At 69.8% G+C, this 12,826-nt stretch carries 12 protein-coding genes; 7 read left to right on the top strand and 5 right to left on the bottom strand.

The window, feature by feature from the left end:
- Positions 1–23: 23 nt before the first annotated feature.
- From ACZ7GJ_RS18925 to ACZ7GJ_RS18915, 3 genes are all read right to left on the bottom strand, one after another.
- Positions 24–767: a MerR family transcriptional regulator gene (locus ACZ7GJ_RS18925; RefSeq protein WP_470753052.1), complete on the bottom strand. Its 744-nt coding sequence runs from the start codon at positions 765–767 to the stop codon at positions 24–26.
- Positions 768–795: 28 nt separating this feature from the next.
- Positions 796–1,992 carry a methyltransferase gene (locus tag ACZ7GJ_RS18920; RefSeq protein ID WP_470753126.1) on the bottom strand — a complete coding sequence of 399 codons (1,197 nt, stop codon included), beginning with the start codon at positions 1,990–1,992 and terminating at the stop codon, positions 796–798.
- Between the two features lie 105 nt (positions 1,993–2,097).
- Positions 2,098–2,448: a tetratricopeptide repeat protein gene (locus ACZ7GJ_RS18915; RefSeq protein WP_470753051.1), complete on the bottom strand. Its 351-nt coding sequence runs from the start codon at positions 2,446–2,448 to the stop codon at positions 2,098–2,100.
- A gap of 129 nt (positions 2,449–2,577) precedes the next feature.
- Here ACZ7GJ_RS18915 and ACZ7GJ_RS18910 point away from each other — a divergent pair, with 129 nt between their 5' ends.
- Both ACZ7GJ_RS18910 and ACZ7GJ_RS18905 read left to right on the top strand, forming a co-directional pair.
- Positions 2,578–3,543, top strand: coding sequence for a pirin family protein (locus ACZ7GJ_RS18910; protein ID WP_470753049.1), 966 nt, complete (start codon positions 2,578–2,580; stop codon positions 3,541–3,543).
- Between the two features lie 367 nt (positions 3,544–3,910).
- Complete coding sequence (locus ACZ7GJ_RS18905) at positions 3,911–4,321, top strand: VOC family protein (protein WP_470753048.1); 411 nt, start codon at positions 3,911–3,913, stop codon at positions 4,319–4,321.
- Between the two features lie 185 nt (positions 4,322–4,506).
- Here ACZ7GJ_RS18905 and ACZ7GJ_RS18900 read toward each other — a convergent pair whose 3' ends face one another.
- Complete coding sequence (locus ACZ7GJ_RS18900) at positions 4,507–5,400, bottom strand: LysR family transcriptional regulator (protein ID WP_470753047.1); 894 nt, start codon at positions 5,398–5,400, stop codon at positions 4,507–4,509.
- Between the two features lie 84 nt (positions 5,401–5,484).
- Positions 5,485–6,375: a LysR family transcriptional regulator gene (locus tag ACZ7GJ_RS18895; protein ID WP_470753046.1), complete on the bottom strand. Its 891-nt coding sequence runs from the start codon at positions 6,373–6,375 to the stop codon at positions 5,485–5,487.
- A gap of 98 nt (positions 6,376–6,473) precedes the next feature.
- Between ACZ7GJ_RS18895 and ACZ7GJ_RS18890 the strand changes: the two genes are divergently transcribed.
- The 5 genes from ACZ7GJ_RS18890 (at position 6,474) to ACZ7GJ_RS18870 (ending at position 12,812) form a co-directional block, all read left to right on the top strand.
- Positions 6,474–6,875 (top strand): VOC family protein, encoded by a 402-nt coding sequence (locus ACZ7GJ_RS18890; protein WP_470753045.1) that lies wholly within the window; start codon positions 6,474–6,476, stop codon positions 6,873–6,875.
- Complete coding sequence (locus ACZ7GJ_RS18885; protein ID WP_470753044.1) at positions 6,839–8,437, top strand: MFS transporter; 1,599 nt, start codon at positions 6,839–6,841, stop codon at positions 8,435–8,437. Before ACZ7GJ_RS18890 ends, ACZ7GJ_RS18885 begins: the two co-directional genes overlap by 37 nt.
- Positions 8,438–8,667: 230 nt before the next feature.
- A complete protein-coding gene (locus tag ACZ7GJ_RS18880) occupies positions 8,668–9,339 on the top strand; it encodes a DUF4097 family beta strand repeat-containing protein (protein ID WP_470753042.1) in 672 nt (223 codons plus the stop codon).
- A gap of 371 nt (positions 9,340–9,710) precedes the next feature.
- Complete coding sequence (locus ACZ7GJ_RS18875) at positions 9,711–11,987, top strand: S9 family peptidase (RefSeq protein WP_470753041.1); 2,277 nt, start codon at positions 9,711–9,713, stop codon at positions 11,985–11,987.
- A 153-nt stretch (positions 11,988–12,140) separates the two neighbouring features.
- Positions 12,141–12,812, top strand: a complete 672-nt coding sequence (locus ACZ7GJ_RS18870) for a DUF998 domain-containing protein (protein WP_470753040.1) — start codon at positions 12,141–12,143, stop codon at positions 12,810–12,812.
- Positions 12,813–12,826: the final 14 nt, after the last annotated feature.

The following is a 12,826-nucleotide window of genomic DNA, read 5'->3' as shown; positions in this document are numbered from 1 at the left end:
GAGCGTGCCTTTTCGGCCGACTCCTACTGCTCCGTACGCAGGAGTTCGGCGACCTCCGCGTCCACCCGCCGAGCCATCGCCCGCGCGAACTCCGCGGCCACGACCTGGCCCGCCACCGGGCGCAGCGCCGCCACCGCCTCCGTGATGTGCCCCAGCTGCGCGGCCGAAAGTCGCTCCAGCCCCTCCGGGCCGATCACGTGGAGCCGGAACAGCGCCACGAAGCGGTCCGCGAGCGCGGCCGCCTGAGTCTGTACGAAGTCCCCCGCGTCCAGGATCTCCGCGAGCGGCACGCCCGCCCGTACCAGCGCGAGCGTCGCCTCCAGCAGCTGCCGGCTCCGGTGCGTGACCCGGTCCCCGTCGATCTCTACGTAGCCCAGCTCGGCCGCGCGCCGGGTGTCCTCGGCGGTGACCGTCGGGCCGAACAGGTCGCGCAGTTCGGCCCGGGTCATCGTGACCGGCTCCTCCTGCTCCCAGTCGCGGGTCATCTCCCGTTCAAGGCCAAGGAGTTGGGAGATGCCGCCGCCCTGCTCCCAGGCGGCGAGCAGCTCCGCGATGCCGTTGACGGTGTAGCCGCGGCCCAACAGGTCGCTGATCAGCCGGAGTCGGACCAGGTGGTCGTCGGAGTACCAGGCGATCCGGCCCTCGCGGCGGGGCGGCGGCAGCAGCCCGCGCTCCTGGTAGTAGCGCAGGTTGCGCACCTTGACCCCGGCCGCCCGGGCCACGTCCTCCCGGCGGTAGCGACCAGGACTGTCAGTGCTGTTGCTCATCCGGCCGAGTGTAGGACGTACTGGCAGGTCACATGGGGCGCTGCTGCTCCCGCCGCTTGACCGCGCGCAGGACCACGAACTTCGGCTCGCTCGCGACGACTTCACTGTTGCCGTAGAGGCGCCTCAGGTGGGTGTGGTAGCCCATGTGGCGGTTCGCGACCACCCACAGCTCGCCGCCCGGCCGCAGCGCCTTGCGCGACTGCGCGAACATGCGCAGCGCCGTCGCGTCGGTGGTCGCCTGGTGGGAGTGGAACGGCGGGTTGCACAGGATCAGGTCCACCGAACCCGGCGGGAGCATCGCCACACCGTCGCCGACCAGGAACTCCGCACGGTCCAGGCGCCCTTGGACGTTGGCCCGGTACGTGGCCTCGGCCGAGGCCACCGCCTGGTACGACTCGTCCGTGAAGATGACCTCGGCCTCCGGGTCCGCCACCGCGACGGCCGTGCCGACGATGCCGTTGCCGCAGCCCAGGTCCACGACCCGGGCGCCGTCGGTGTTGGTCGGGATGCTCTGCAGGAAGAAGCGGGTGCCGACGTCGAGGCGGTCCGCGCAGAAGATCCCGGCGTGGTTGACGACCGTCAAACCGGATCCCGACCCCGCCTCCTGGTCCACGGTGTACGTCACCGGCCACGGCCCGGGGGTCGTGGGGTGCACGGCCCCGGGGTTCCCGGGCGTGCAGAAGATCAGCCGGGCCTTCTTCTCGGCGAGCGAGGTCTTGGTGGGGCCCAGGATCTTCTCGAAGAGCCGCAGCGTGGAGGTGTGGATCTCCTTGACCATGCCCGCGCCCACCACGACGGTGCCGGCGTGCACGTGCGGGGCCAGCCGGTACAGCTGGTCCTCCAGCAGCGCCAGGCTCTTGGGCACCCGGACGAGGAGTACGTCGATCCGCTCGGGCGGCGGGTCCTGCGTGGTGAGCAGTGTCACCGTGTCCTTGGCGGTCCCGATCCCGGCACGGTCCAGGTTCGCGGCGGTGGCGGAGCGGCTCAGCGAGGAGTCGGTGATCTGCGTCGGGCGGTACGCGGACAACGCCGTCGTCAGCGCCCCCCAGCGGTCCCCGACCACGGTGATCTGCCCGGCGCCGGCCAGGTCCACCGGGCCGCGGTCTCCCGTACCGGATTCGAGATGGCGCAGCAGGTACTCGTCGGCGGCGTCCCAGGCGCGGAGCCGGTCGCGCGGGTCCTGGGGGAAGCGGGTGAGCTCGTAGGAGCCGAAGGGCGTGGTCAGACGGTTCATATTGCCCCCAGGCTAACCGAGCGGGCGCCCCGGTCCCGCATGAGCGGGGCCGGGGACCGCCGACCGGTTGGCGCCGACCGGATACCGTCCACCGGTTCAGTCCTGGAACTCCCCGGCCATGGCGGCGGCCATCCGCAGGTACGGGCCGGCCTCGGCCGCGCGGCCCTGGCGCTGCAGCGTGCGGCCGAGCATCAGCTGTGCGTAGTCCTCCACCGGCCAGCGCTCCAGGATGGCGCGCAGCTCGCGTTCGGCGCGGGCGAGCTGGGCGGAGTGGTAGTAGGCGCGGGCCAGCAGCAGCCGCGTCGCGAGCTGCTCTGGGGCCTCCTCGGCCAGCGGGTCGAGGATGCGGGCGGCCGTCGCGTACTCCTTCGCGTCGAAGAAGAGCTGGGCCCGCGCCCAGCGCTCGGCTGCCGTCCCGTGCTCGAAGTAGGTCGTCGGCGTGCTCATCGCGTCCCTTCCGCCGTTCGGGTGGCGCGCCCGGACGATGCGTCCGGTGCTGTCCGCCCGCTCCAACACGCCGGTCGGGCTGAACATTCCACGGAACGCGGGGGCGGTGGCGGGGCTAAGTTGGGCGCTATGAGCAATCTCGATCGCCAGCCCGCTCTCTCCGCCTGCGGCGGCCGCGGTTTCGTCGTGGCCGAACCCGTACGGGAGCTCCTCAGCCCGCGCACGGTCAAGCTGGGGGAATCCACCGAGGTCCGCCGACTCCTGCCGAACCTGGGCCGCCGCATGGTGGGCGCCTGGTGCTTCGTCGACCACTACGGCCCGGACGACATCGCCGGAGAGCCCGGCATGCAGGTCGCCCCGCATCCGCACTCCGGCCTCCAGACGGTGAGCTGGCTGCACGAGGGCGAGGTCCTGCACCGCGACAGCGTGGGCAGCCTGGCGACGGTCCGCCCGCGCGAGCTCGGCCTGATGACCTCCGGGCGGGGGATCAGCCACTCCGAGGAGAGCCCGCGCGCGCACGCCCGCTTCCTGCACGGCGCCCAGCTATGGGTCGCCCTCCCCGACGCCCACCGCGACGTGGAGCCGCACTTCCAGCACCACGCCGAGCTCCCGCACGTCACGGCCCCCGGGCTGACCGCCACCGTGATCCTGGGCACCCTGGACACGGCCACCTCGCCCGGTACGGCCTACAGCCCCATCGTCGGCGCGGACCTCGCCCTCGCGGCGGGCACCGAGACCCGCCTCCCGCTCGACCCGGACTTCGAGTATGCGGTCCTGTCGATGTCGGGCGAGGCCCACGTCGACGGCGTCCCGGTCCTCCCGGGCTCGATGCTCTACCTCGGCTGCGGCCGCACGGACCTCCCGCTGCGCGCGACTTCGGACGCGGGCCTGATGCTCCTGGGCGGCGAACCGTTCGAGGAGGAGATCGTCATGTTCTGGAACTGGATCGGGCGGTCCCAAGAGGATATCGAAGGCTTCCGCGAGGGCTGGATGAACGGCACCCGCTACGGCGAAGTGAAGGGCTACGACGGCCCTCCGATTCCGGCCCCTGAACTCCCCGTGACCCGCCTGAAGGCTAGGGGAAGAGTGCGCTGAACTGCGCGCATGTCCTGAAGGCGGAGCCTGGTGTAGTGGCCTCGCCGCCCCTCCGCTTCCGGAGGGCGGTGTTGAGGCAGCTGTCACCACCTGGCTGGAAGCCGGTGACCTGTCTCAGTGAAGTTTGGCGAGTCTCAACGAAGTTTGACTGGCGTGCACGGGGCCAGGAGAGGTTTGAGTGAGACGGTGTCCCGCTTTGGGGTGGCTCTTGTCTCGGTTCAGGTGGCTTGTCTCAACCCAGTGGGCATCGTCTCGGTGTGGACGATCAGGGGGAGCCGCGGAGCGGCGGGGGCAGGGCGGCCGACCTCGGCGGAGCTGCTTAGGGCCTGTCTCGAAGTCGGGTGTGAGCTTGTGACAAGATCGCGGGATGCTGCGACTCACCGATTTCATTATCGACTGCCCGGACACCATGAAGCTGGCGGCTTTCTACTCCGAGGTGACGGGCCGTCCGATCAAGGAAGGCAGCTCCGAGGACTGGGCTGGCATCCAGTTCGGCGAGATCGAGCTGGCATTCATCCGGGTGGACGACTACCGCGCTCCGCAGTGGCCCGACAGCGAGCACCCCAAGCAGTTCCACCTCGACTTCGAAGTGGACGAGATCGAGTCCGAGCAGCGCCGCGTCCTCGACCTCGGCGCGACGCTAAGGCAGGACTTCATCGGCCCCAACGGCTACGGCTGGCAGATCTACACCGACCCGATCGGCCACCCCTTCTGCCTGTGCCGCAACAAGGGCGTCATCTGGACCGACCAGGGCCCGATCTGGCCCAAGCACGCCTGATTAGAAGCGATCACCTCGGACTGCGTACGAAATTCCTCCGACTGCGGCCAAGCCCTGCCTCGGCGAGGCAACCAGGAACTGCCACCTTCACTGAGAACTGTGGAGGCAGGTGTCTCAGCATCCTGACGCACCCCAGCTCAGGGCACACCGACTCCGCGGGGGGCGTGAGGCTGGCCGAAAGCCCCTCACAAGGACATCGTGCCGAGCTCGCGGGCGACGGCTACGAACGACCGGACCATCGGGTTGTCGTTGTCCGAACGCCAGACCAGGCCCCAGCGCAGCATCGGGGCGTCGCGCAGGTGCAGGTACGTAATGTCCGGGCGGACGTGGAAGCGGGTGACCTGGGCGGCGAAGGAGTGGACGGCTTCACCCGAGGAGATGATCATGAACAGCGAGTCCAGATCAGTGGCGACGCAAATGTTCCGCTCGATCGTCCGGCCGCTGGGGGTGTAGAAGGGCATGAACGCGTCCTCCCAGTAGTCGGGCTGCAGTGACTCCCCGCCGATCACGCCGTGGTCGGCGAACACCTCCAGGGACACCGACGGCTGGACCGCCAGTCGGTGGTCGGAGGCCACGGCTGCGACCCGAGGCTCCTCGAACAGCACCGGGCCCACGGTGAGATCCGGTTCCTCGACGGGGAGCCAGGCGAGCAGCAGGTCCGCTTCGCCCCTGCGCAGCGGCCCGAACGGATCGATGAAGCCGTTGTAGCGGAGTCGGATCCCGCACGTCGGATTCAGGGAGCGGAAGGCATCCCAGAAGGGCCGCAGTTCGTGTGCGTTGGAGACCAACAGGTTGATCCGCAGAATGTCCGTCTTGCCCTGGGCGGTGAGCCGCGCCCGGTCCATGCTCGCCTTCAACCCCTGGTAGACGGGGAGTAGGTCGTCGCGCAGCTGTTGACCGACGAGCGTGAGCCGGACCTGGCGGCTGGTCCGCTCGAAGAGCTCCGCCCCGATGGACCGTTCCTGCTTCTTGATGGCCTGACTGACCCGTGCCGGCGACACGTGCAGCCGCTCTGCCGTCCTCCCGAAGTGCAACTCCTCCGACAATGTCAGGAAGATCTCGATATCGCGCAGTTCCACGCGCCCCCACGCCCCATCTGTTCACTGACTCTGGCCTCAACCGGCTCTACACGGTCGGCCGTTGATCATCAACTTGCATGTCACTCACAGCGACATCGTCCCGAGTTCCCGGGCGATGCGTACGAACGCCCGAACCATCGGGCTGTCGTTGTCCGAGCGCCAGACCACGCCCCACCGCAGGAGGGGCGTGTCACGAACGGGGATGTACGTGACGTCGGGGCGGGCATAGAAGCGGGTGACCTGATTGCCAAGGAGGTGGATGACCTCCCCGTCGGCAACGTACGTGTACAACTGGTCCAGCGTCGTGACCAGGAACTTCCGTTCGATGTCACGTCGGCTGGGCGCGGAGAACGGGACGAAGGCGTTCTCGAAGTACTCGGGCTGGAGTCCGTCCGGCCCCACGACACCGTGGTCCGCGAACGCTTCCAAGGTGACCGACGAGCGGCCGGCCAGCCGGTGGTCGGCGGCCACCAGTGCGACCCTGGGCTCGTCGAAGAGCACTGGCCCCACGGTCAGATCGGGCTCTTCGACCGGGAGCCATGACAGCAGCAGGTCGATCTCGCCGTTGCGCAGTGGGGCGAACGGGTCCATGTAGCCGTTGTGGCTCAGTCGCAGACCCCACTGCGGGTGCTGCGAACGGAAGGCGTCCCAGAAGGGCCGCAGTTCGTGGCCGTTGGTGACCATCAGGCCGATCCGCAGGATGTCCGTCTTGCCCTGGGCTGTGAGCCGCGCCCTCGCCACGCTCGCCTTCAGGCTCTGGAATACCGGCCGCAGATCACCGAGCAACTGTTCGCCCACCGGTGTGAGCCGGACCTGGCGGCTGGTCCGCTCGAAGAGCTCCGCCCCGATGGACCGTTCCTGCTTCTTGATGGCCTGACTGACCCGCGCCGCTGACACGTGCAGTCGCTCGGCCGTCCGTCCGAAGTGCAGCTCCTCCGACAACGTCAGGAAGATCTCGATGTCGCGCAGCTCCACGCGCCCCCACCCCCCCGCTTGTTCGTTAACCCCTGACTTAACCAACGTTGCATGATCGACCGTTGATGATCAACTTGTCCACGCCGGATGCTCAGTGCATGAACGTCGTCACTACGAAGGTGTCGTTGACCGTGGAGGACGCAGGCGCTTCCAGCCGGTTCTTCACCACCCATCTGGGCTTTCGTGAGGTCGAGTCGGCCGAGGGGTACGTCTGCCTCCGCCGGGACGACACCTCCGCCGAGATCGCCCTGTCCGAGCGCGACCCCGAGCTGCCGCCGCAGGCGTGGCGGGGCCAGGGGCTGGCCGATCTGGCCGTGACCCTGACCGTCACGGATGTCGCGGCCGAGTACGAACGGCTGCGCCGGGAAGACGCCCCCGTCACCGGCCCGATCCGCCAAGAGCCGTGGGGTGAGCGGCTGTTCCAGCTCACCGATCCCAATGGCGTCGTGGTCCGGCTCACCCAATGGGTGCCGCCGGTCGGCGCCCCCGAACGCATCTAGTCGAAGGGTTTCAGTTTTTCGTGGACGAGATAAGAGAGTCGCAGCGGCCCGATCCGCGCCGCTGGCTCATCCTGGTCGTGCTGTGCCTCAGCACGCTGGTGCTGGTCATCGACAACATGGTGCTCACGGTGGCCATCCCGCCGCTCGCCGAGGACCTGGGGGCGAGCGCGCAGGAGATCCAGTGGGTCATCGACTCCTACATCCTGGTCTTCGCCGGGCTGCTGCTCACCTCGGGCAGCCTGTCCGACCGGTTCGGCCGGCGCCGTGTGATGGTCATCGGGCTCGCGCTGTTCGGCGCGGCCTCGGTCCTCGGGACCATCGCCGACAGTCCCGCCCAGCTGATCCTGGCCCGTGTGCTGATGGGCGTCGGCGGCGCGCTGATCATGCCGAGCACGCTGTCCATCCTGATCACCGTCTTCGACGAGAAGGAGCGTCCCAAGGCGATCGCCGCCTGGGGTTCGGTGTCCATGCTCGGCGTGGTGGGCGGCCCGCTGCTCGGTGGCTGGCTGATCGCCGCGTACTGGTGGGGTGCGGTCTTCCTGATCAACGTCCCGATCGCGGCGCTGGCCATCCTCGCGGCGCTGGTCCTGATGCCGGAGTCGAAGGGGCCCTGGCGCAAGGCCGATCCGCTGGGCATGGTGCTGTCCGTGGCCGGGATGACCGCGCTGGTGTGGACGATCACCGAGCTGCCCAAGGAGGGCCTGGAGCGTACGAGTACCCAGGTCACGCTCGCGGTGGCGGTGCTGAGCCTGGCAGGATTCGCTGTCTGGGAGACCCGTACGGCACATCCGATGGTCCCGGTGTCGCTGTTCCGCAACCGGGTCTTCACCGGCTCCAGCCTGTCGCTGGTGCTGCTGACCTTCGCCAACGGCGGCCTGCTGCTCGTGCTGACCCAGTACCTGCAGTTCGTCCGCGGCTACACGCCCACCGAGACCGGCCTGGCCTTCACCCCGCTCGCTGTCGCCGCCCTCGCCTTCAACGGCATTGGCGCCGTGCTGCTGGCGAAGACCGGCACCCGGATCATGGTGGTCCTCGGCCTGCTGCTGATCGCGGCCGGATCCGGTGTCCTCACCGGCCTCTCCTCGGGTGACGGTTGGGGACCGCTGACCACCGCGATGATCCTGATCGGAGCGGGTGCCGGACTGGTGATGCCCGCGGCCACCAGCGCCCTGATGGGGGCCGTCCCGGCCGAGAGCGCCGGCGTCGGGTCCGCGCTCAACGACACCATCCAGCAGGCCGGCGCCGCCCTCGGTGTGGCCGTGCTGGGCGCAGTCCTGTCGAGCACGTACACCTCCGAGATGCCGGCCGGCGCGCCCGAGGCCGCGCGTCATGCCGTTTCCGAGGCGCTCGTCCTGGCCGCACGCACCGGGGACGAGGGGCTGGCCGCCGCAGCCCGGGAGGCCTTCACCGCCGCGATGTCCGCCACCTTCCTGGTCGGTGTCGGCGGGGTACTGGGTGCCGCGGTGCTGGCGCTCTTCCTCATGCAGAACCGCGCGACAGAAGCGGCCGCGAAGGAGGCCGCCCGGACCCAGGACCAGTTCGCCACGGTCGCCGGACCCTGACGTACGGCCGCCGCGCGTCCCGGCTATCACTGGCTGAGGCTATTAGCGTTCACCTTCATTCATTGCAACGATTGGGCGGCCGTCGTTGCGTTAACCCTGAAGATCGTTGCAACGATTTTCCCGGTTTTCACCTGCAGTGATGGTGATTTGTCGCAATGGATGCGTTGATGGATTTCTGAACGCAACGTAGCTTTTCCCTCACAGGAAACAACGACTCCAAGGACAGAGCAATGCAGAAGTTCGACACCCCTGCCCCGATCGCCGCCGTCCTCGACATCCCCGCGGGACGCATCCGGTTCATCGCCGCCGCCCGCGCCGACACCACCGTCGAGGTCCTGCCCGCGGACGCCTCGAAGGGCCGCGACGCGCAGGCGGCGAAGGAGACCACGGTCGAGTACGGCGACGGCGTCCTGCGGATCGCGGCCCCTGAGGCGAAGAACCAGATCCTCGGCAACTCCGGATCCGTCGAGGTGACCGTCCACCTGCCCGCCGACTCCCGCATTGAGGCGAAGACGGCCAGCGCCGAGTTCCGGGGCGTCGGACGGCTCGGCGATGTCGCCTTCGAGGGCGCGCTGGGCACGGTCAAGCTCGACGAGACCGCGAGCACCCGCCTCACCCTCCAGGCCGGCGATGTCTCGGTCGGTCGCCTGGGCGGTCCGGCCCAGATCAGCACCCAGAAGGGCGCCATCCACATCGCGGAGGCCATGACCGGCACGGTCACCCTGAGCACCGAGCACGGCGAGATCTCGGTCGGCGCCGCCCGCGGGGTCTCCGCCTCTCTGGACGCAGGCACCAGCTACGGCCGGATCCACAACTCGCTCAACAACGCCGACGGTGCCGCCTCCGGCCTGAACATCCACGCGACCACCTCCTACGGCGACATCACCGCCCGCAGCCTCTGACCCCCGTAGCTCCGAACGGGCACCCCCTTGGGTGAACATGACGAGCAAGCTCCGTGCAGCTCGCGACGCCGCCTCCGGCCACCGCACTGAACTACGTGGACGATGCGGCAATATCCCTGGCCGAGGTGCTCTGGAGAGCGACGCAGAGGCTCGTAGCTGCAGGATGAACCCGTCGCGCCCCCCTCGCAGGACGCGCTCGGGAAGCGATTCCAGACGCCGACACGGCGCACACTGAGCCCACCTCACCTCAGCCTGGCTCGCGAGACGGCCGGCGCCCTCGCTTCAGCCCTCCTCAGCCACATCACCCCTGCCGTGATGGCGCGACCGTGGCATCACCATGCCCAAACCGACACCGAAGAAGGATGAGAAGAATGAGCACCACTCAGGACTACCAGGCTGCGGAACAGCTTCTGCGCCGGCCCGCCCGCCCCGGCGAGCTCGTCGTCGGCGACAAGGTCCGGCCGCAGTGGATCGACGGAGGGGCCCGCTTCTGGTACGCCGTGAGCAACGGTGTCGGTAAGCGGTTCGTGCTGGTCGATCCTGCGGCCGGAACCCGTGAGCCGGCCTTCGACCACTCCCGGCTCGCCGCCGCGCTGGCCGCCGCCTCCGGGCAGCAGGTCGACCCCGAGTTCCTGCCGGCCTCGGCGATAGAACTGGGACGGAACACCGTCGAGTTCGATGCGTTCGGCGAGTACTGGCGGTGCCGCCTGGACGACTACGTGTGCGAGCGGGCCGAGTTCACGCCGCCGGGCAGCCCCCTCGACGTACCGTCACCCGACGGGAAGTTCGCGGTGTCCCGGCGGGGCCACGACCTGTGGGCGCGCTCGCTGTCCGACGGCCGCGAGTGGGCACTGACCGCCGATGGCGCGCCGGGCCACCAGTACGGCACCGTCCCGGAGTGCACGGCGAACAGCACCCTGCTGCGCAAGATCGGCCTGCCGTACCTGCCGCCTGCGGTGGCCTGGTCGCCGGACTCGACGAAGGTGCTGGCGCACCGGACCGACGAGCGCGAGGTCCGGGAGACCCATCTGCTGGAGGCCAGGCCCGTCGACGGCGGAGCCCCGGTGCTGCACACCCAGCGGTTCGCCTACCCCGGGGACGAGCACGTACCGCTGGCCGAACTGGTCGTACTGGACGTCGCCGCGGGCACGGTGGTCCGCGCCCAGGCCGAGCCGCTGCTCATGCCGACACTGTCGCCGATCACGATCAAGTGGGCCTGGTGGGCCCCGGACAGCTCGGCGGTGTACTACCTCGGCCGGCCGCGCGACCTGCGCACGCTCACCCTGTACCGGCTGGACGCGGCCACCGGCGAGGTCACCACGGTGCTCAGCGAGACCGGGGCGACCCGTGTCGAGCCCAACCAGTGGGCGTACGAGCCGCCGATCGTGCGGGTGCTCGCCGACGAGGTGCTCTGGTACTCGCAGCGCGACGGCTGGGGACACCTGTACCGGTACGACCTGCGCACCGGCGCGCTGCTTGGGCAGGTCACCTCCGGACCGTGGGCGGTACGGCAGATCCTGCGTGTCGACGAGGCCGAGCGGGTGGTGTACTTCACCGCCTCGGGGCTGGTCGACGGGGACCCGTACCGGCGCACGGTCTGCCGGGCCGGCCTGGACGGCTCCGGCTTCGCCAAGGTCACCCGCGACGACCAGGACCACATCGCCGCCCTCCCCGACCACCAGGACTACTTCGTCGACTCCGCGTCCGCGGTCGACACCCCGCCGGTGACGACGGTCCGCGACTGGACTGGCCGCGTGCTGGTCGAGCTGGAGCGCGCGGACATCGGCAAGCTCACCGCCACCGGCTGGACGCCGCCGGAACGCTTCTGCGTCAAGGCGGCCGACGGGATGACGGACATCTACGGAGTGCTGTACCGGCCGCGGGAGTTCGACCCCGCCCGCTCCTACCCGGTGGTCGACAACGTCTACCCCGGCCCGCAGCTCAACCGGGTCTCCCCGTCCTTCGACCCCGGCGGACTGGGCCTCGACGCGGAACCCCTCGCGGCACTGGGCTTCGTAGCGGTAGCACTGGACGGACGCGGCACCCCGGGCCGGGACAAGGCCTTCCACGACGCCTCGTACGGCCACCTGGCCGACGCGGGCAACCTGGCCGACCACGTCGCGGCGCTGCGTCAACTGGCCGAGACCCGGCCGTGGATGGACCTGGACCGGGTGGGCGTGTTCGGCCACTCCGGAGGCGGATTCGCCGCGGCCCGCGCGATGCTGGACTTCCCCGAGACATACAAGGTGGGAGCCGCACTCTCCGGCTCGCACGACGCCCGCCACTTCAACGCCGGCTTCGTGGAGACCTACGACGGCGCGGACAACCCCGAGGCCTGGGGCCGCACTTCCAGCATCGACCTCGCCGACCGCCTGGCGGGCAAGCTGCTCCTGATCCACGGCGACATGGACGACCAGGTCCACCCGGACCAGACCCTCCGCCTGGCCGACCGGCTCATCGCCGCCGGCAAGGACTTCGAGCTGCTCATCGTGCCCGGCGCCGAGCACACGTTCATCGACCACTTGGCCTATGTCCGTACACGCTGCTGGGACTTCCTGGTCCGCGAGCTGCTGGGCGCCCAGCCTCCTGCCTACCGCCCCGCTCCCATCGCCATCGGCCCCGAGCTGCTTGCCGAGCTGTTCGCCTGAGCCTGCGTCGGCGACATCGGCCCTGCTTGTGTGACATGGGTCACATGATCGGGGTCGATGGGTTCGGGTCTCCGTCACGGTCCTACATGCAACGAGATTCCAACGCCGCAGGCCCGGCCCCCGGGTGGGTGCGGCACATGAGGAAGGCATGCCATGACCGACACGATCAGCGCCTCCGCCACCGTCTCCGCCTCTGCTTCCACCACTGCGGGGTCCGACTCGTCGGCGCGGGTGCTGCTGAAGGGCACAGCGGTGGCGGGGCCGCTGTTCCTGGGTGCGGGGATCGCCCAGGGCCTGACGCGTGAGGGCTTCGACTTCACGCGCAACGCCATCAGCCAGCTGAGCCTCGGCGACCTGGGGTGGATCCAGATCACCAACTTCTTCGTCGCCGGCGCCCTGCTGATCGCCGGTGCGGTCGGTATGCGGCGATCGGTGTCCGAGGGTCCCGCCCACCGCGCGGCGCCGTGGCTGGTCGGGGTGTTCGGGGCGTCCTTCCTGGTCAGCGGTGTGTGCTCGGCCGACCCCGGAGCCGGTTTCCCGGCCGGTACGCCGGACTCCGCGACCGCCGCGCTGAGCGTGCACGGTGCGGTCCACATGGCCGGCGGCATGGTCGGCTACCTCGCGCTGTGCGCCGCCTTCCTGCTCCTGTCCCGCCGCTTCGCTGCCGAGGGGCAGCCGGGCTGGGCGTTCGCCTGCCGCCTGCTCCCGGTGGGCGTCCTCGCCGGGTTCGTCGGATCCGGTGCCTCCGTACTGTCCTTCACGGCGGGGGCGGCACTCGGCCTGGCCGGACTCGCCGCGGTGACAGCCCGGCTGGCGCGCCTCTAGCCGTACCGGCACTC

Source organism: Streptomyces sp. NPDC037242 (assembly GCF_055604165.1).
Note: the sequence above shows the minus strand (reverse complement) of the source record. Positions and strands in the feature narration are given on the sequence as shown.